The following is a 16,954-nucleotide window of genomic DNA, read 5'->3' as shown; positions in this document are numbered from 1 at the left end:
GTGCCTCCCGATCCGCGGGCAAACGGTTCCAACCGCCTGACATTGAGGCGCGGGGGCCGGTAAAGTCTCAAAGCGTTACGGCAGCCGTGTCGCGCGGCACAAAGATGAAAGGACTGGCCCCCACCATGACGCAGCCCCCTACCGACGGACAGAAGCCGACTCCGAAGCCTGCGGCACCTTCGCCCGGATCGATGCCGACGAAGGCACCCAAGCCCGGACCGCGCCCGGGGGCCCGCCCGGCTAAGGTGGGGGCGTCCACTCCGTCGCCGGTTCCTGCGATGCCGGCCGCACCCGCCGTCGACACCACCGCAGCGAAGAAATTCGGCCGCGTCGACGACGAAGGCACCGTTTACGTCACCCGCGGCGGTACCGAGCGCGCCGTCGGTTCGTGGCAGGCCGGCACCGCGGAAGAGGGCCTGGAACACTTCGCCCAGCGTTTCGGCGACCTGACCACTGAGGTCGGTCTGCTGGAAAACCGTCTCGCTGCACGCCCGGAGGACGCCAACTCTGTGCGCACGCAGGCGCAGCAGCTCATCGATTCGCTTGATGAGCAGGCGGTGGTCGGTGACCTCGACGCCGTCGAAAAGCGCTTGAAGGAGCTCCTCGGCCAGGCGGATATCGCCGGCGAGAAGGCAAAAGAAGCCAAGGAAACCCGCCGCGCCGAAGCGATCGAGCGCAAGGAGACCCTCGCCGCCGAGGCCGAGGACATCGCCGCGAATTCCACCGAGTGGAAAGCCGCCGGCGACCGTATCCGCGCGATCCTCGACGAGTGGAAGACGATCCGCGGCATCGACCGCAAGACCGACGACGCACTGTGGAAGCGCTACTCCAAGGCCCGCGACTCGTTCAACCGCCGTCGCGGCGCCCACTTCGCCGAGCTCGACCGTGGTCGCGCAGCTGCAAAGGCCGCCAAGGAAGACATCATCGAGCGCGCCGAGAAGATCAAGGACTCCACGGACTGGAACGAAACGGCCCGCGCATTCAGCGACCTGATGAAGGAATGGAAGGCCGCCGGCCGCGCACCCCGCGACGTGGACGACAAGCTGTGGGAGCGCTTCCGCTCCGCGCAGGACCACTTCTTCGCCGCGCGCAACGCCGTCAATGAGGAGCGCGACCGCGAGTTCGAGGCCAACGCGAAGGCGAAGGACGACCTCATCGCCGAATACGGCCCGCTGATCGAGCCAGAGAAGGGCCTGGGTGCCGCGAAGTCGAAGTTGCGCGAGCTGCAGGAGAAGTGGGACGAGATCGGTTTCGTTCCGCGCGGCAAGATCCGCGAGTACGAGGACAAGATCGGCGAGATCGAAAAGCGCGTTTCCGACGCCGAGGAGCGCCAGTGGCGCAAGTCGAATCCGGTCCAGCAGGACAAGGCGAACCAGTTCCAGGTCAAGGCCGACGACTTCCGCGCGAAGGCTGAGGCCGCCGAAGCCAAGGGCAACGCCGCGAAGGCAGCGGAGCTGCGCGCGCAGGCTGAGCAGTGGCAGGAGTTCGCGGACGTCGCGGCGAAGGCTCTCGACGACTAGCTTGCAGCCGCTTCTCTTTTCCGCTGGCGCCGATGCCGAAGAGGTCGTCGGCGCGTACGCGTTTTCGGCAACACTCGCGATCCAGGACATCACCGGCGACGCACATTCGGGGATCACGGCCTCTCACATCGCGAAACGGCTCGAGGCTTCCGCGGAGTCCGAGTCGTACCTGTTCGCGCTGACCAGTGTTCGGGCGCCGCGTCCGCTCGGCGCGCGCGGGTACCCGGAGATCACGGTCGACGACCTCGCCGATATCGACGCCTGGGTCTTCATCTCCCTGCCGCTTCTGGAAGACACCAGCGTCATCGAAGCTTCCGTCACGCTCGACGCCGCCATCGCGCCGCTGCCCGGTGAGCCCGTCCCAGAAGAGCCGTGGGTCGCCGCTTTATCGCTTATCGACGCCCTCTCCCACACCCACCACCGCCCCACCCGCCACATCTGGGAGACCCATGCCCCTGATGCCGACTCCGCTGCCTCCGACATCCTGACCGCCGCCGGCTACACCCCCGCTTACCGCGAGGACCAAGCCACATTCTCGGTCGATGCAATTGCCCAACCCGCAGCCGTCGATCAGCTCCCCGTCGACTCCATTGACGTGGTGTTCAATAACGAGATTTCCGCCGATAATCTGACCTTGTTCCGTACACTTCTCACCGCCGCGTCCGAGGGGTACCCGCGCGGGGACTTGAAGCTCGACACGGTGGAATGGACCGAGCAGCGTCTTCGCGATGCCCAGGCGCGGCTACTCGACCGCGGCGGCAACCAGTTCACCGCGATCGCGTACGGCACCGGTGAAGACGGAGCACGTCGCGCTGTCGGTCTCGCCGAAGCCGTCCACTACGATGCCGACGACGACTCACTCATCGAGCTCGGCCTCGTCTTTGTCCTGCCCGCCTACCGCGGTGCGGGTGTCGGCACCGCGTTGATGGAATCCGTATTGGCCGCCGCGAAGAGCCGGTGGCCGGAGGTGGAGACGGGGTACAGCTCGTATCCGTCGATAAGCGATGCCGCGCACGCGCAACCGATCTCCGCGACGACCGCTTGGCAACGCGCGTAACCGAGTCGCAATTGCAGTTATTACAGTTAGGGTGCTGGATTGAAGATCCGTTGCGTCAGCCGGGTATCCCAGAGTGATCAACACCGATAAAGCACCCTCCCTAGCCAGGGCAATCGCCGAGTTGAAGTCAGAGGGAATCTGCCCGCCAACAGTGGAACACCGGCAGGTGAAATACCTCAACAACATCCTGGAAGGCGACCATGGTCGGCTGAAGCGGATCCTCGGGCCGAAAGACGCGTTTAAGAACCGGACATCTGCATATTGGACGTTGAAAGGGATGGAGGCGATGCACTCATTGCGGAAAGGGCAAGGCACGATGTTAGCCTACGGGCAACCGAACCCGGACGCGGTGATCGTCAACCGGGTCTTCTAGACGGCCTGATAACGCCCACACGCAGCGGCCATCAGGGAATGAGAAACTGAGTCTTCGCTGCTCTCCCCCCAACTTTGCAACGGCACCCATACGAGCCAGGTGCGCGTCATGCGGGCAGCCCATTCAACAACGGCTGCACCAGTCGACGCTGCGTCGGTCGCGGCCTGTGTTTGTTTTGTACTCCATAGTCCATCAACTGCTAGCATCGCGGACATGGGTAGACCACGAACGTTTGACGAGGCGACAGTGTTGGATGCCGCGGCCGCGCAGTTCAGAGTGCGTGGATTCGCGGACACGTCGACTGAGCAGTTGTGCGCGGCGGCCGGGGTGCGGCGGAGCAGCCTGTACAACGCCTTCGACTCCAAGGATGAGCTGTTCGTTCGAGCACTGGAGCGCTATGTCGAGGTCACTGGTGAGAGCCAGGAGGCGGTGCTCGCCGATGCCGAACTGGATGGCTTCGCACGCGTGAGCGGCGTTCTGAATCTCATGATCGCCGAGGAGTACGAGGCGTCCACTGAAGGGCACGCGGCCGGGTGCATGGTCGTGACGACACGCATGACGCCGGACCGCGGCAGTCAGGACCCGCGCGTCGCCCGCATCCTCGACCGTGCACTGGGACGCCAGCTCGCGATGCTGGAGCACGCCGTCAGGGCCGGCAGGTTCGACGGCAGCCTCCGGCCGGACCTGGACGCTCGGGACACCGCACTGCTGGTCGTCACCCTGATCTCAGGGATTCGCGTCATGGCACAGGCCGGCTCCGCACCCGAGGAACTGCGGCGGATCGTCGCACTCGGCCTCAGTGCCCTGACACCTTGATACGCCACTACTGAGAAATCCGTGAGCTGTCGGGCTCACCTGCACCTTTATTTTGTACTAGAGAATCCACATTGGAGACCGAGCAATGAAGAAATACCTGTACGTACTGATGCTCACGATCATGGTGGTGGTCATGAGCGAGTTCCAGACCGCGGGGATGATGCCGCAGATCGCCGTAGACCTGGGCGTCTCGACCGGCCAGGTCGGGACGGTGGTCACTTTGTACGCGCTCGGCATGGCGCTCGGAGGCCCGCTGCTGGTGTACCTCCTGCGGCATCGCCCACCCAAAGCCTCGCTGTTGATCGTCATCGGAACCTATGCCGCGCTGGAGGTCCTGGTCCCGCTGATCCACGAGTTCTGGTGGCTGGCACTGCTTCGCGTCCTGACCGGATGCCTCTCCGGCGCCGCCTATGGCATCGCCGTGTCCTACAGCGCCCGACTGGCCCCGAGTCCGGAGAAGATCGGCGAAGCAGTGTCCATCGTGCTCGGCGGCATCATGATCGGAACCGTCATCGGCCTGCCGCTGTCGCACTTCCTCGCGGCCCGCTGGGGCTGGCAGTCCAGCTTCTACATCCTAGGCATCGCGGCCTTCGCCGTGTTCCTCATCAGCCTGCTCACCCTGCCCGCCCGTGAAGCCGCCACCCAGGAAGCCGCCGCACAGGACCTGCGCAAGCTGCGCTCGCCGAAACTCTGGTCCAGATACCTGGTCAGCCTGCTGACCATCGGCGCAGCCTTTGCCGGCTTCTCCTACTTCACCCCGCTGCTGGAACAGAACGCCGGCTTCGCGACGAATACGACGACCCTGATCCTGCTCGCCTACGGGATCGTGTCCTTCATCGGCAACCTCATCGTCGGCAAGTTCGCCGACCAGCACGCCATCGGCATCCTGCGCATCGGACACACACTGCTATTCATCTCACTCGCGCTCCTTGGAGCCTTCAGCAACGCACAGCCGCTCGTGCTGGCCATGGTGCTCATCGTAGGCGTCGCCGGAGTGCCGATGAACCCCGCCATGGTCGCCCGCGTCGCCGAAATCGGAGGAACCGGGAACATGGTCAGCACGGTGCACACCTCCGTCATTACCATGGGCGTCGCCCTGGGATCAGCAATCGGCGCGCTCGCCATCGGCCGAGCCGGTGACGATCCCTCCGCAGCCATGTGGATCGGAGCAGCCTTCGCCGTTCTCGCCACACTCACCCTCGCAACACAAGCACGAGGCAGAAGACAACCTCTTCGACCGCCCCATGCAACTGAAACAGTAGATTGTGTCTGATCTGCTGATCTGATCAGATCACATCTCCAATCGGCAGGCCCGTCGATCTCCTGGACCATCAAACAGACGTAGCTACTTTCGCATCCCAACGGCGTTCTCGTCTCCATGTAGCGCTGTGTCGCTTATGACACTTGGTCGAGCGGGTCGGACTACTTGAGCCCGACGGGTGCGGCGTCCTCGTCCGCCGAACTCAGGACGGATGCCAGGAGTCCGGGGAAGCGTTCTTCGAGGTCGTCGGCGCGCAGATGGACGTAGCAGCGGGTGCCCTCGTCGCGGGTGCGGGTGATGCCCGCGCTGCGCAGCGTTTTCATGTGGTGGCTCAGCGTCGACTTCGACACGGGGGCATCCAGTTCGCCCCACTGCCGCTCTTGCCCGTCGGAGAGCAGGCGGACGATGCCGAGGCGTAGCGGATCGGACAGCGCGGAGAGCACTCGCGTGAGCGAGAGGTCCGCGGTGGCCGGGTGCTTGGTGTCCGCATGGTCGGTCGGGGGCATGCCTCGATCCTACCTTGTTCGCCGCCTATCGAACGATCATTCATGAAATCGCGCGATGAAGGCGCCGAGATCCTTGCGAACGCCCGCCACCGAGCCGTCTCCCCCGCCCCCGTCGGAGACATCGCCGCCGCTGCGCGCGGAGCTCGACGAACTCTAAACGCTCAGGCGCGCTAACCACGCAACCAGTTGTCCAAGGCCTGCGCGAGCACGCCCCCTTGTCTTCTACTTGGGGTCAGGGCCGGCGGCGAATCTCTCCGGTTTTTCGGGGTCGTAGAACACGCCGACCGTCTCGCCCATTCGGCTGCGCTTCGTGATTGCGACCATGGGAGTCCCTGTGATCGTCCGACCGTCCTTCGTGGTGAATTGCACCGTCTCCTCGAAATACCTGCCGTTCTGGCGCACCGAGATCACCCGGCCTTGCGTAATCTCGCCGGCGCGACTGTTCCTGAAACGAAATTTGTGGTGCGCGATGCCGACAGTCACGCCGACGACAATCGAGACTACGGCGATCACGATGCCGACGATCACTTCCTGCGGCATGGTTCGACTCCTCTTTCCTCATCGGTGCGGGGGCGATGAATCAATTCATACCAAGCTCCGGGCGGCGGGGACGCTCGGACAACCCCGGCGGCGCAAAGTATGACATCCCCGGTATCCTGGGAATTGACTGTATTTGCTCGTGCGATGTGTGAATTGGTGATGTGAGAAATGAAGAACCCCGTGTCGTCGTTCGGAAAATTCATGGCGAAGAAGCCGAGGGCCGTCGTCGCTGGCACAGCCGCCGCCGCGACGGCATCCCTGGCGGTACGAGATCTGCGTCAGAAGAACAACGCGATCTTCCGCAACTACCCGGTGCTGGGCCACGCCCGTTATCTCGCACACCGCATCCGCCCCGAGATCCACCAGTACTTCGTGGAGAGCAACTGGGACGGCCGCCCCTTCAACTTCCAGACCCGCGAGATGATCAACCAGCGTGCCGACGGCACCGAGGGCGAAATGTCCTACGGCACCGAGCGCGATGTCATGGAGGCTGGTTTCGAATACCTCGTCCACTCCATGATGCCGGCGAAGATGCCTGCAGAACCTCCTCGCGCGCACATCGGCGGCAAAGACTGCACGAAGCCCTATGACATGTCGCTAATGAATATCTCCGCCATGTCTTTCGGTGCGCTGTCCGCGAACGCCGTCCGCGCACTCAACAAGGGTGCAGAGCTCGGCGGTTTCGCCCACGACACCGGCGAAGGCGGTCTGAGTAGCTACCACATGGAAAATAACGGGGATCTCGTGTGGGAAATCGGCACCGGCTACTTCTCCGCGCGCACCGAAGACGGTGAATTCGACCCGGCGAAATTCAAAGAGCTCTCCGCCATCGACCAGGTGAAGATGACCGAGCTGAAGCTCTCCCAGGGCGCGAAGCCCGGCATCGGCGGTGTGCTGCCCGGCTCGAAGGTCAGTGCCGAGATCGCGAAGGTCCGCGGCGTGCCGGAAGGCGAAACCTGCGTCTCCCCGTCCCGCCACTCGGTGTTTTCCACCCCGACCGAACTCATCGAGTTCATCGCAGAGATGCGCGAGCTCTCCGGCGGTAAGCCGGCGGGCTTCAAGATGTGCGTCGGCTCGATGATCGACGTCCTGTCCATCTGCAAGGCGATCCGTGAAGTGGGCACCGCGCCCGATTTCATTGTCATCGATGGCTCCGAGGGCGGTACTGCCGCCGCACCCCTCGAGTACGAGGACCACGTTGGCCTGCCGCTCACTGAGGGGCTGATGATGATGCACAACGCGCTCGTTGGAACTGGCCTGCGGGACCAGATCAAGATCGGCGCATCAGGCAAAGTCGCGGCCGCCAACGACATTGTCAAACGCCTCATCCAGGGCGCAGACTTCACCAACTCCGCCCGTTCGATGATGATGGCTGTCGGCTGCATTCAGGCCCAAAAATGCCAGACCGGCGGTTGCCCCACTGGTGTGGCCACGCAGAGCAAGTGGCGCCAGCGCGCCCTCGACGTCGATTCGAAGGCAATCCGCGTGAAGAACTACCACAACGCCACCGTCCAGCAGGCGGTGTCCATGATGGCATCGTGCGGCGCCACCACCCCGGACGAACTCTCGCCGAATATGCTCCGCCAAGTCATCGCGCCGGGTGTCACCCGGTCCTACGAGGCTCTCTATAACTGGCTCGAGCCCGGCCAGCTTATCGACGACGCGCCCGAGGCCTGGGCCGACGCCTGGAAACAGGCCAGCCCCGACGAATTCCGTCTGCCGGTGATCACGAAGGTACGTTAAGTTTCTGCGTCAGCCTGCCAGTTCACGATCTTCAGACCAGACACTCTCGAAAACTCCCTCGTATTCGCAGTGACGAGGGTCAAATCGTGAGCAAGCGCTTGGGCAGCGATCCACATGTCATTGGCCCCGATGACCAGCCCGCGCCGTTCCAAGTCGGCGCGGACTCGGGCGTATGCGAGCGCTGCATCGGTGTCGATCGGCGCAACCGTGTAAATATCCTTCAACCGCCCCAGTGCAATGCGTTGTGGTGCAGCCGCTCCTTTCTCGATTGCCACCATCAGCTCTCCCAAGACGACGGCCGACAACCTCACATTGTCGAGAGGCTCTCCCGCAAGGCGTTCGCGAAGCCGCTGATTCCTGCCCCGCAGGATTTCAATGAAAACGTTCGTGTCTGGTAAATAACCCACTAATCCCCCACTGACTGAACCGGCGCAGGCGGTGCGTCTGCCGGACGATTCAGGGAATCAGCCCAGCCTTCGGGGAGGTCCGCTGTTATGAGGTCAATGGCATCCAGGGCTGACATCTGGGATGGGATGATGACCAAATTCTGGCCGACTTTTCTAATGGCGACGCGGTCCACATCGAGACGAAACTGCTTGGGGATTCGAACGGCTTGGCTGTTACCCGACTGAAAAACAGTCGTGTTCAATTGATTCGAGTCTCTGGGCGAAGTCATAGCAATCTCACCTTCTCACCTCGCATGATGCGCAAATACACGATGAGTATATACCGGCATCGCCAACGAACTCTAGAGCGATGTCCAACAAGAAAGCGAGAAAGGATAACATGTTATCCTTTCGCCACTCTGCGTGCGGGGATAGGTTAACGCCCTTCGTCGCGGCGGTGGCGCTGGGCGGCGCGGGCGCGGCGGTCGTCGATAAGCGTGTCTGCGTCCTCGGCGCGGCGGACGGACTGGTGGCCGGCGTCCGCCTGGGCTTCGGCGACGGGGTTGAAGTCAGTCTGCTCGCGGCGCAGCGCTTCCATCTTCTGCTGCTCGGGGTCGCGGCGCATCCAAGCGGCGGTGAGCAGCGGCACGGCAACCGCGACGCAGGAGATCGCGAGATACATGCCGGCGCCGGTGGAATCGCCGGTGGTGCCGGTCTGGCGCAGCCAGAGGCCGAGCAGCGCCGCCACGAGTGAGACGCAGCCGGCCATCCACGCGAAGAGAGCGAACGACGTGCGACGCACGATCACGAGCAACAAGGTGAACACGGCGAGGCAAAGGAACGACAGGAGTGCGAAGACGCGCTCCCCGATCGCCACGTCGACGCCGTCCGGCTCGGTGAAGGTGAGCATCTGCCACCCGGCAGCGTCGCCGGCGAAAGGCAGGATCAAAGCGACCACATAGACGGCCACCGCGGCGGCTAAGACCCAGCGGCGGGCGCCGAGGTCGACGGTGCCGGCGCGTTGCTTCTCGAGGGAGGCGAGGTCGGGGTGGGAGGTGGCGTCGTCAAGCATGCTGCTCATGTTAACCGCACGTGCCGCACGCGTTGGCGGCGCTGGGGGCCTGCTTAGGCGCGCCGATGCTCGGAATACCCAAACCGACGCCCACGGGCGCCGTGGTGGGAACCTGGCCCGCCTCGGCGTTGTCGCCGGCGAGCGTGCGGCGGTGGGAGTGAATACCGGAATCGGCGATCAGATAATGCGGACGCGAATCGGTGACCGTGACGTGCACGATATCGCCAGGGCGCACGGTGCGGTCGATATTGCCCTCGACCGTGAAGTGGACGAGGCGGCCGTCGCGCGCGCGGCCCGACATGCGGCCGGTGTCCTTCTTGTCGTGCGTCTCCTGGACAAGCAACTCCTGGTCGGTGCCCACGAGCTTTTCGTTCTCCTCGGCGCTGATGCGCTCCTGCAGCTCAAGCAGGCGCTCGAAGCGCTCCTGGACAACCTTCTTCGGAATCTGGTCGGCCATCTCCGCTGCGGGCGTGCCGGGACGCGGCGAGTACTGGAACGTGAACGCCGAGGTGAAACGCGCCTTCTCGACGACGTCGAGCGTCGCCTGGAAATCTTCCTCCGTCTCCCCCGGGAAGCCGACGATGATATCGGTCGTGATCGAAGCATGCGGAAGCTTCTCGCGTACCTCGTCTAAGATGCGGAGGAATTTCGCCGAACGGTATGAACGGCGCATGTCCTTGAGCACCTTGTCGGAGCCGGACTGCAGCGGCATGTGCAGCTGCGGGCACACATTCGGCGTCTCAGCCATCGCGTCGATCACGTCGGAGGTGAATTCCGCCGGGTGCGGCGAGGTGAAACGCACGCGCTCCAGGCCCTCGATGTCACCGCAGGCGCGCAACAGCTTCGAGAATGCGGAGCGGTCGCGCTTTAAATCCGGGTCCACGAAATTCACGCCGTACGCGTTGACGTTCTGGCCGAGCAGAGTCACCTCAGTGACGCCTTGGTCGACGAGGGCTTTGACCTCGGCGAGGATGTCGCCCGGGCGGCGGTCCTGCTCCTTGCCGCGCAACGACGGCACGATGCAGAACGTGCACGTGTTATTGCATCCCACCGACACCGACACCCAGCCGGCGTAGGAGGACTCGCGCTTGGCGGGCAGGACCGACGGGAAGTGCTCGAGGGCTTCGACGACCTCGACCTGCGCTTCCTCGCTGACACGCGCGCGGTCGAGCAGCGCGGGCAGCGCCGCCATGTTGTGTGTGCCGAAGACAGCGTCGACCCACGGCGCCTTCTCGATCACGGTGTCGCGGTCTTTTTGCGCCAGGCAGCCGCCCACAGCGATCTGCATGCCCGGGTGGTTGCGCTTGACTTCGCGCAGCTGACCGAGGGTGCCGTAGAGACGCTTGTCGGCATTCTCGCGGACAGCGCATGTGTTGAAGACCACGAGGTCGGGTTCCGCGTCGGCGGGAGCAGCCTCGTAGCCAGCGTCTTCCAGCAAGCCGGAGAGTCGCTCGGAATCGTGCACGTTCATCTGGCAGCCGAACGTGCGCACCTCGTAGGTGCGCGGAGCTGCCTGCGTCGTTGTCATCCCGGTTGTCACGGTGCAACAGTGTATTGCCCTCCGCGTTCATCGCATAACTGCTCACCGCGGGCGCGCAGCCACGCTACGCTTGATAGCGATCTTCAAGGGGGCCGGCGCCGATGTCGGTTCCCACCTTCGGAGGGATTCATGTCCAGCACAGGGCACTCACGGGCAGCGTGCGTCACCGTTAGCGCATTCAGCTTATCGACGCTCACCGCCTGCACCCTTTTCCCCGGCAGCACCAACGATGCGGATCTGCTCGACCAGATCGAAAACGGCCAGGTGACCGTTGGGTCCGCGTTCACGAACCCGGGGTTGAGCATCCTCCTCGACGACGGCTCGGTCGCGGGACTAGACACTGACATTGCCGAATACGTGATCAACACGATCGCTGATGACAAGGGCTGGGACCGCCCGAGCATCGAATGGCGACGGGTGCCGCACGGCCAGCGCGCTTCCATGTTGGAGCACGCGTACGTGGACATGATCGCTTCGACGTATTCAATGAATAGCGAACGCGCGGACAAGACGGCTTTCGCAGGTCCGTATCTGGTCACGCACCAGGCGTTGCTCGTGCGCGACGGCGAGAACACCATCACCGGGTTGGACACGCTGAGCGGCCGCAGCTTGTGCTTCGTCACCGGCACCACGGCGGCGGGCACGATCCAAGACGAGCTTCCTGACGTGGTGTTGGAAGAATACGACAACTACAAGGCGTGCTTGGGCGCCCTGCGCGAGGGCCATGTGGACGCCGTGACCACAGACGCGGCGATTCTCGAAGGCTTCGAAGCGCAGGAGCCCGGAGTTTTCGACGTCGTCCCGCTCGAGGTCGACGGGCGCCCGCTTACCGACGAGCACTACGGCCTCGGACTCCACCACCACGACGAGGAAACGATCCGGGCTGTCAACGATGCCCTAACGCAGATGTACGACGACGGGTCCTTTGACCGGTTCGTGTCTGAAAACCTGCAGGCCGACCCGGACACGATGCGTGACACCCCAGGCGACACGTCGTTCCTCGACGGCCCTTAGCCGACATTTTGAAGTTCCTCGCACCTCTCGTCGAGCGCGTCCTTGGCGATCTGCAGCGCCATTGACTCAGGGAAACCGCGCCGGGCAAGCACCCCGACGATGCGCCGAAGTTCCTTATCACGGCCAGCCCTATCGACTGGCACGCTTTTCACGGAGCGGGCTTTTTTCTGCGCGAGTCCGCGTGCGAGCTCGCGTTCGTCGTCCTCGTCGATCTGCTCCAAGGCAGCGTCTTGGTCCGCGGCAGAGACACCCTTGTCCTGTAATTCGCGGCGCAGCACCGACGATGATTTGCCGCGGCGCTCAAAGCGCTGGCGGACCCATTCGTGGGCGAAGGCTTCATCGTCGATGAGGCCGGAGCGCTGGAGGGAGTCCAGGACATCGTCGATAAGCTCTGGCGCGGGAGGTTCCTCTCCTTCTTTGACGCGCCGCTGATCGAGGAGTCGCTCGCGTAGCTCGTGGCGGGAGCGGGACCGCTGATCGAGCAGACGCAGAGCACGCTCGCGCACTTTCGCGGCGGCCTTCTCGTGCTCGTGGTCGATCAGTCCCGGTCCCCCGCCAGCCGCATACGCGTCGAGGGCCTCTTGCAGCTTGCGGAGCTTTTCCGGGTCAGGTTCGCGCCGTTGCGGCATAGGGCGTTATTTCTCCCCGGCCGCAGCGCCCTCGTCTTCATCGTCGAAGTCGATATTGGGCACCATGTCGATGGCCTCGTCGCTCAGTTCGTCATCCTTACCAGCGAATTCGCCGACGCCGAGCTTCTGGAAGATCTTTTGCTCGAGCTCGTTGGTCAAGTCTTGGTTCTCTTTAAGGAAGAGACGGACCTTCTCCTTGCCCTGGCCGAGCTGGTCGCCCTCGTAGGTGAACCACGAACCGGACTTCTTGATCACGCCATTTTCCACGCCGAGATCGATGATGGAGGACTCGCGGGAGATGCCCTCGCCGTACATGATGTCGAATTCGGCGATCTTGAACGGCGGGGAGACCTTGTTCTTGACCACCTTGAGGCGCGTGCGGTTGCCGATGGAATCCTGGCCGTCCTTGAGCGTCTGGATACGGCGCACATCGCAACGCACTGACGAGTAGAACTTCAGCGCCTTACCGCCTGTGGTGGTCTCCGGCGAGCCGAACATGACACCGATCTTCTCGCGCAGCTGGTTGATGAAGATGGCGGTCGTGCCGGAGTTGTACAAAGCACCCGTCATCTTGCGCAGAGCCTGGGACATCAGGCGCGCCTGAAGACCGACGTGGGAATCGCCCATCTCGCCTTCGATCTCCGCCTTCGGGGTCAGCGCGGCCACGGAGTCGATGACGATGATGTCAATCGCACCGGAACGCACGAGCATGTCCGCGATCTCGAGAGCCTGCTCACCAGTATCCGGCTGAGAGACCAGCAGGTTGTCGGTGTCCACACCGAGCTTCTTGGCGTAGTCGGGGTCGAGGGCGTGCTCCGCGTCGATGAATGCGGCGATACCGCCGGTACGCTGCGCCTGCGCGATGGCGTGCAGCGCAACGGTCGTCTTACCGGAAGACTCCGGGCCGTAAATCTCCACGATGCGGCCACGCGGCCAGCCGCCAATGCCGAGCGCGACATCGATGGCGGTGTTTCCAGAGGAGATGGATTGGATCGGCGGGCGCTTCTCGTCGCCCAAGCGCATGATCGCGCCCTTGCCGTAGTCCTTCTCGATCATCGCCATCGCCGCGTCAAGCGCGTTCTGGCGGTCATTCGCAGCGGAGGCAGCTTTCTTTTTCGTTGCCATGGCGTGGTTCCTTTCGTTTCGTGTGTTCCCCGGTTCAACCCCCGGTTAAAGCAGTCTCATCTTCTTAGACCGCCTCAAGCGGTGTCCGGTTCCCCGTTCACTGAAAATCACACTAGTGGGCTTTGCGACACCACCATCGAACATACACGCACGAATGTTCGAATGATTCACTCCCCCGGGCGATCAATTCCCAGTCGGCGCTCTTCGGGAATATCGAAGTCGTCGCACAGGTGGTCCCACACGTCGCGGGGGTCCACGCCGGCGTCGATAAGCTCGCCCGCTGTCTTCCCTTCGCCGGAGAAAACGTGCGAGGACACGACCCACTTTCCTTTCGCGTCGCCGAATTCGTCGACGACGAGTTGGTGGAATTCCGTCAATCGCATGCGCACCACCTTACGCGCCCCGATTTTCGCTTCTCGACGCTTGCCCCTCCCCTCGAATTGAACGGCGTTCAAGTGGGCCGCTAATGTTTCCTTTATGACGACTACACGCACCCCCGGCGCGCGCGGGACCAGCGCAGCCACCGACATCGCATATATCGCAGTCTTCGCTGCGCTGATCTCCGTCCTCGGCTTCTTCTCCATTCCCATCGGCGCGGCCGGCGTTCCTATCGTGCTGCAGAATGCCGCGACGATTCTCGCGGGCCTCGTTCTCGGCGGCCGCCGCGGCTTTTTGGCCACCGCCCTGTTCTTGCTCGTCGGTTGCTTCCTGCCGGTGCTCTCCGGCGGCAGCACCGTCATTCACGCGTTTGCGGGCCCGACTGTCGGCTACCTTGGCGGTTACCTCATCGGCTCCGGCATTGCGGGCTTGATCGCGTACCGCGCTCCGTTCAAAAACAAGGGCGCGACGATCGCTGTGTTCTTCCTCGGCGGTCTTGCCGCTCTCGCCCTCCAGTACGTGCTCGGCTCCTTCGGTCTCATGTGGCGTGCCGACATGGGCGCAGGTGCCGCATTCGCCGCTCAGCTCGCCTTCATCCTCCCCGATCTGGGCAAGCTCGCCGTGATGGTCGCGATCGCATTCGCTGTGCACTCTGCGTTCCCGCAGCTGCACCGCACGCGTTAGTCTCTCGCTGTGCCCACTATTTCTTTCGACCGCGCCAGCGTCGCCTACGACTCTGATGTCATACTGCAGCCGCAGACGCTCGAGCTGAGCGAGCAACGCATCGGCATCATCGGCTCCAACGGCTCCGGCAAATCAACGCTGGTGCGGCTGATCAACGGGCTGATCGAGCCGTCATCAGGCACCGTGGCCTACAACGGCCTCGACGTCGCCGAGCACGGCAAAGACGTGCGCAAGAAGGTCGGTTTCATCTTCTCCGACGCCGAAGCACAGATCGTCATGCCGCGGGTCCGCGACGACATCGCGTTCTCCCTGCGCCGGTTCAAGCTGCCCAAGGCTGAAGTCAATGCGCGCGTGGACGACATGCTGGAGCGCTTCCAGCTTGTCGACCGCGCCGAGAATTCCCCGCACACTCTCTCCGGCGGCGAGAAGCAGATGCTCGCCCTAGCAGCTGTCATGGTCATCGAGCCTGAGACGATCATCGCCGACGAGCCGACGACGTTGCTCGATATGCGCAACCGCCGCCGCATCATTCGCGAGCTGACATCCCTCGACCAGCAGGTCATCGTGGTCACCCACGACATCGACATGCTCACCGAATTCGAACGCGTCCTGTGCGTCAACGACGGCGACATCGTATTTGACGGCCCAGCGCGCGAGGCCATCGCGTTCTACACCGACCTGATGGACAAGCTTGACGACGTTGACTGGGACGGTGAGACGTGAGAATCAGAGAACTTCCCATGGGCGTCTACGTCCCTGGCACGACGCCTGTTCATCGCGCCTCTCCCGCCACGAAATTCGCAGGGCTGTTGCTCTTCATCATTTTGATCACGGTGCTGCCGACGAAGCCGTGGCACCCGCTCGCCGCGGCCGGCGGCGTCGCTGTGCTGTACGCCGTCGCCAAGATTCCGCTCCGAACTGCCCTGCGCCAAGTCCTGCCGATCCTGCCGTTCATGGCCTTCATCGGCGCCTTCCTGTGGTGGCAAAACGGCCTGGCGAAGATGCTCATCACCGTCTTCGGTCTCATCGCCGCCCTGATGGCTGCGAGCCTGTTCACGCTGACCACCACTATCGAGGACCTCATGGAGGCCCTGGAGACCAATATGGCTCCGCTCGAGCGCATCGGCGTGCCCGTGGACACCATCAGCCTGGCTATCGCTTTGACCATTCGCCAGATTCCGGTGTTGCTCGGCACCGCCAACGAGTCCCTCGACGCACGAAAGGCCAGGGGCGCGAATCTATCGCTCCTGGCCTTCGGTACCCCGCTTGTCATCCGCAGCGTCCGCCACGCCCAGCTCACGGGCGAGGCGCTCATGGCGCGCGGTGCGGTGGATTAATAGCTACTGATTAACGCTCGCCGCGCAGCTCACGCATGCGCGCTGCGACTGCGTCCTGGTCGACGTTGGAGTAGTCAGTGGCGGAATTAGCAGCATTGGACGCGGACGAGGTGCCCTGCTCGATGGCGGGCTTCTTGCCGGACTCGAGCTCGCCGCCCATCTCGGCGCGGATCTGCTCCAGACGGCTGTGGCCGGCCATCTGGATGCCAGCCTGCTCCACCTCGGCCATGCGGCCCTGGACGGAGTTCTGGGCGAGCTCGGCCTGGCCGAGAGCGTTGGAGTAACGGCGCTCGATCTTCTCACGCACCTGGTCCAGGTTCGGGGAGGAACCATCGGTGAGCGAGTTCATGGACTGCAGGGACTCGGCGACCTTCTCCTGCATCTTGGCCTGCTCGAGCTGGGACAGGAGCTTAGAACGCTCAGCGACCTGCTGCTGCAGCTTCATGGAGTTGCGCTCCACAGCCTGCTTGGCCTGCTCTGCCTGCTGGAGAGCCTGGTCGTGCAGGCTCTTGGTGTCCTCGACGCCCTGCTCAGCGGTGACCAGCTGGGCAGCGAAAGCCTCAGCGGCGTTCTCGTACTCGACGGCCTTGGAATTATCGCCGTCGGCGCGGGACTTGTCAGCCAGCTTCAGAGCCTGCTTGGTGTTCGCCTGCAGCTTCTCCACATCAGCCAGACGTCGGTTCAGCTGCATCTCCAGCTGACGCTGGTTGCCGATGACGGCCGCAGCCTGCTGAGACAGCTCCTGGTGCTGACGCTGAGCCTCACCGATCGCCTGCTCGATCTGGATCTTCGGATCGGCATTCTCTTCGATCTTGTTGTCGAAGAGCGCCATGAGGTACTTCCAGGCTTTAACGAAAGGATTCGCCATGGTGTTTCAGTCTCGCCTTTCTACCGCGTGGTGTTTCACCACGTCACGTGATTAATCGCTAACGGTTCAATGGTAGCGGAGCACGACAGGTCGCGCGCGGGAGTT

At 63.4% G+C, this 16,954-nt stretch carries 19 protein-coding genes and 1 pseudogene; 10 read left to right on the top strand and 10 right to left on the bottom strand.

Annotation, left to right across the window (positions count from 1 at the left end; genetic code table 11):
• The first annotated feature begins 191 nt into the window (after positions 1 to 191).
• The 5 genes and pseudogenes from J5Y21_RS07880 (at position 192) to J5Y21_RS07860 (ending at position 5,039) form a co-directional block, all read left to right on the top strand.
• Positions 192 to 1,520, top strand: a complete 1,329-nt coding sequence (locus J5Y21_RS07880) for a DUF349 domain-containing protein (protein WP_210574279.1) — start codon at positions 192 to 194, stop codon at positions 1,518 to 1,520.
• Between the two features lies 1 nt (position 1,521).
• Positions 1,522 to 2,577 carry a GNAT family N-acetyltransferase gene (locus J5Y21_RS07875; RefSeq protein WP_210574225.1) on the top strand — a complete coding sequence of 352 codons (1,056 nt, stop codon included), beginning with the start codon at positions 1,522 to 1,524 and terminating at the stop codon, positions 2,575 to 2,577.
• Positions 2,546 to 2,950, top strand: a pseudogene (locus tag J5Y21_RS07870) (DDE-type integrase/transposase/recombinase); the annotation flags it as partial. The gene J5Y21_RS07875 and the pseudogene J5Y21_RS07870, both read left to right, overlap by 32 nt.
• 213 nt (positions 2,951 to 3,163) lie before the next feature.
• On the top strand, positions 3,164 to 3,766 hold the full coding sequence (locus tag J5Y21_RS07865; protein ID WP_042529878.1) for a TetR/AcrR family transcriptional regulator: 603 nt from the start codon (positions 3,164 to 3,166) through the stop codon (positions 3,764 to 3,766).
• 85 nt (positions 3,767 to 3,851) lie between these two features.
• On the top strand, positions 3,852 to 5,039 hold the full coding sequence (locus tag J5Y21_RS07860) for an MFS transporter (RefSeq protein WP_210574223.1): 1,188 nt from the start codon (positions 3,852 to 3,854) through the stop codon (positions 5,037 to 5,039).
• Between the two features lie 149 nt (positions 5,040 to 5,188).
• Here J5Y21_RS07860 and J5Y21_RS07855 read toward each other — a convergent pair whose 3' ends face one another.
• Both J5Y21_RS07855 and J5Y21_RS07850 read right to left on the bottom strand, forming a co-directional pair.
• Positions 5,189 to 5,533, bottom strand: a complete 345-nt coding sequence (locus J5Y21_RS07855; RefSeq protein WP_055090314.1) for a metalloregulator ArsR/SmtB family transcription factor — start codon at positions 5,531 to 5,533, stop codon at positions 5,189 to 5,191.
• A gap of 222 nt (positions 5,534 to 5,755) precedes the next feature.
• Positions 5,756 to 6,073, bottom strand: a complete 318-nt coding sequence (locus J5Y21_RS07850; RefSeq protein WP_210574222.1) for a DUF3592 domain-containing protein — start codon at positions 6,071 to 6,073, stop codon at positions 5,756 to 5,758.
• 201 nt (positions 6,074 to 6,274) lie between these two features.
• Between J5Y21_RS07850 and J5Y21_RS07845 the strand changes: the two genes are divergently transcribed.
• The gene (locus tag J5Y21_RS07845) at positions 6,275 to 7,816 is read left to right on the top strand and encodes an FMN-binding glutamate synthase family protein (protein ID WP_246875078.1); all 1,542 of its coding nucleotides are present in this window, start codon (positions 6,275 to 6,277) and stop codon (positions 7,814 to 7,816) included.
• Here J5Y21_RS07845 and J5Y21_RS07840 read toward each other — a convergent pair.
• The 4 genes from J5Y21_RS07840 to miaB form a co-directional block, all read right to left on the bottom strand.
• Positions 7,813 to 8,223 carry a PIN domain-containing protein gene (locus tag J5Y21_RS07840; RefSeq protein WP_210574220.1) on the bottom strand — a complete coding sequence of 137 codons (411 nt, stop codon included), beginning with the start codon at positions 8,221 to 8,223 and terminating at the stop codon, positions 7,813 to 7,815. The genes J5Y21_RS07845 and J5Y21_RS07840 overlap by 4 nt on opposite strands.
• A complete protein-coding gene (locus tag J5Y21_RS07835) occupies positions 8,223 to 8,492 on the bottom strand; it encodes an AbrB/MazE/SpoVT family DNA-binding domain-containing protein (protein WP_210574219.1) in 270 nt (89 codons plus the stop codon). The genes J5Y21_RS07840 and J5Y21_RS07835 overlap by 1 nt, the downstream gene beginning before the upstream one ends.
• A 146-nt stretch (positions 8,493 to 8,638) precedes the next feature.
• Positions 8,639 to 9,274, bottom strand: coding sequence for a hypothetical protein (locus tag J5Y21_RS07830; protein WP_210574218.1), 636 nt, complete (start codon positions 9,272 to 9,274; stop codon positions 8,639 to 8,641).
• A 10-nt stretch (positions 9,275 to 9,284) separates the two neighbouring features.
• Positions 9,285 to 10,802: a tRNA (N6-isopentenyl adenosine(37)-C2)-methylthiotransferase MiaB gene (gene miaB / locus J5Y21_RS07825; protein WP_210574278.1), complete on the bottom strand. Its 1,518-nt coding sequence runs from the start codon at positions 10,800 to 10,802 to the stop codon at positions 9,285 to 9,287.
• A 141-nt stretch (positions 10,803 to 10,943) separates the two neighbouring features.
• On the opposite strand from miaB, the gene J5Y21_RS07820 reads away from it, so the two are divergent.
• Positions 10,944 to 11,828 carry a glutamate ABC transporter substrate-binding protein gene (locus J5Y21_RS07820; RefSeq protein ID WP_210574216.1) on the top strand — a complete coding sequence of 295 codons (885 nt, stop codon included), beginning with the start codon at positions 10,944 to 10,946 and terminating at the stop codon, positions 11,826 to 11,828.
• On the opposite strand, the gene J5Y21_RS07815 is transcribed toward J5Y21_RS07820, so the two are convergent.
• The 3 genes from J5Y21_RS07815 to J5Y21_RS07805 form a co-directional block, all read right to left on the bottom strand.
• A complete protein-coding gene (locus tag J5Y21_RS07815) occupies positions 11,825 to 12,457 on the bottom strand; it encodes a regulatory protein RecX (RefSeq protein WP_210574214.1) in 633 nt (210 codons plus the stop codon). The genes J5Y21_RS07820 and J5Y21_RS07815 overlap by 4 nt on opposite strands.
• Positions 12,458 to 12,463: 6 nt before the next feature.
• A complete protein-coding gene (gene recA, locus J5Y21_RS07810) occupies positions 12,464 to 13,582 on the bottom strand; it encodes a recombinase RecA (protein ID WP_210574212.1) in 1,119 nt (372 codons plus the stop codon).
• A gap of 167 nt (positions 13,583 to 13,749) precedes the next feature.
• Positions 13,750 to 13,965, bottom strand: coding sequence for a DUF3046 domain-containing protein (locus J5Y21_RS07805; protein WP_210574209.1), 216 nt, complete (start codon positions 13,963 to 13,965; stop codon positions 13,750 to 13,752).
• Between the two features lie 94 nt (positions 13,966 to 14,059).
• On the opposite strand from J5Y21_RS07805, the gene J5Y21_RS07800 reads away from it, so the two are divergent.
• The 3 genes from J5Y21_RS07800 to J5Y21_RS07790 are packed head-to-tail and all read left to right on the top strand — an operon-like array spanning position 14,060 to position 15,981.
• A complete protein-coding gene (locus J5Y21_RS07800) occupies positions 14,060 to 14,644 on the top strand; it encodes a biotin transporter BioY (protein WP_210574206.1) in 585 nt (194 codons plus the stop codon).
• 9 nt (positions 14,645 to 14,653) lie between these two features.
• On the top strand, positions 14,654 to 15,367 hold the full coding sequence (locus J5Y21_RS07795) for an ABC transporter ATP-binding protein (RefSeq protein ID WP_210574204.1): 714 nt from the start codon (positions 14,654 to 14,656) through the stop codon (positions 15,365 to 15,367).
• 17 nt (positions 15,368 to 15,384) lie between these two features.
• Entirely contained in the window at positions 15,385 to 15,981 is a 597-nt protein-coding gene (locus J5Y21_RS07790; protein WP_210574203.1) for an energy-coupling factor transporter transmembrane component T, read from the top strand.
• 10 nt (positions 15,982 to 15,991) lie between these two features.
• On the opposite strand, the gene J5Y21_RS07785 is transcribed toward J5Y21_RS07790, so the two are convergent.
• On the bottom strand, positions 15,992 to 16,849 hold the full coding sequence (locus J5Y21_RS07785; RefSeq protein WP_210574201.1) for a PspA/IM30 family protein: 858 nt from the start codon (positions 16,847 to 16,849) through the stop codon (positions 15,992 to 15,994).
• Between the last annotated feature and the right edge of the window lie 105 nt (positions 16,850 to 16,954).

The organism is Corynebacterium sp. Marseille-P3884 (genome assembly GCF_017942225.1).
Lineage (GTDB): Bacteria > Actinomycetota > Actinomycetes > Mycobacteriales > Mycobacteriaceae > Corynebacterium.
Note: the sequence above shows the minus strand (reverse complement) of the source record. Positions and strands in the feature narration are given on the sequence as shown.

What these genes read in the sequence shown, in the direction of transcription:
- J5Y21_RS07880 (WP_210574279.1), top strand. Translation starts at nt 192, where the DNA reads ATGCCGACGAAGGCACCCAAGCCCGGACCGCGCCCGGGGGCCCGCCCG.
- J5Y21_RS07865 (WP_042529878.1), top strand. Translation starts at nt 3,164, where the DNA reads ATGGGTAGACCACGAACGTTTGACGAGGCGACAGTGTTGGATGCCGCG.
- J5Y21_RS07860 (WP_210574223.1), top strand. Translation starts at nt 3,852, where the DNA reads ATGAAGAAATACCTGTACGTACTGATGCTCACGATCATGGTGGTGGTC.
- J5Y21_RS07855 (WP_055090314.1), bottom strand. Translation starts at nt 5,533, where the DNA reads ATGCCCCCGACCGACCATGCGGACACCAAGCACCCGGCCACCGCGGAC.
- J5Y21_RS07850 (WP_210574222.1), bottom strand. Translation starts at nt 6,073, where the DNA reads ATGCCGCAGGAAGTGATCGTCGGCATCGTGATCGCCGTAGTCTCGATT.
- J5Y21_RS07845 (WP_246875078.1), top strand. Translation starts at nt 6,275, where the DNA reads ATGGCGAAGAAGCCGAGGGCCGTCGTCGCTGGCACAGCCGCCGCCGCG.
- J5Y21_RS07835 (WP_210574219.1), bottom strand. Translation starts at nt 8,492, where the DNA reads ATGACTTCGCCCAGAGACTCGAATCAATTGAACACGACTGTTTTTCAG.
- J5Y21_RS07830 (WP_210574218.1), bottom strand. Translation starts at nt 9,274, where the DNA reads ATGCTTGACGACGCCACCTCCCACCCCGACCTCGCCTCCCTCGAGAAG.
- miaB (WP_210574278.1), bottom strand. Translation starts at nt 10,802, where the DNA reads ATGACAACGACGCAGGCAGCTCCGCGCACCTACGAGGTGCGCACGTTC.
- J5Y21_RS07820 (WP_210574216.1), top strand. Translation starts at nt 10,944, where the DNA reads ATGTCCAGCACAGGGCACTCACGGGCAGCGTGCGTCACCGTTAGCGCA.
- J5Y21_RS07815 (WP_210574214.1), bottom strand. Translation starts at nt 12,457, where the DNA reads ATGCCGCAACGGCGCGAACCTGACCCGGAAAAGCTCCGCAAGCTGCAA.
- recA (WP_210574212.1), bottom strand. Translation starts at nt 13,582, where the DNA reads ATGGCAACGAAAAAGAAAGCTGCCTCCGCTGCGAATGACCGCCAGAAC.
- J5Y21_RS07805 (WP_210574209.1), bottom strand. Translation starts at nt 13,965, where the DNA reads ATGCGATTGACGGAATTCCACCAACTCGTCGTCGACGAATTCGGCGAC.
- J5Y21_RS07800 (WP_210574206.1), top strand. Translation starts at nt 14,060, where the DNA reads ATGACGACTACACGCACCCCCGGCGCGCGCGGGACCAGCGCAGCCACC.
- J5Y21_RS07790 (WP_210574203.1), top strand. Translation starts at nt 15,385, where the DNA reads ATGGGCGTCTACGTCCCTGGCACGACGCCTGTTCATCGCGCCTCTCCC.
- J5Y21_RS07785 (WP_210574201.1), bottom strand. Translation starts at nt 16,849, where the DNA reads ATGGCGAATCCTTTCGTTAAAGCCTGGAAGTACCTCATGGCGCTCTTC.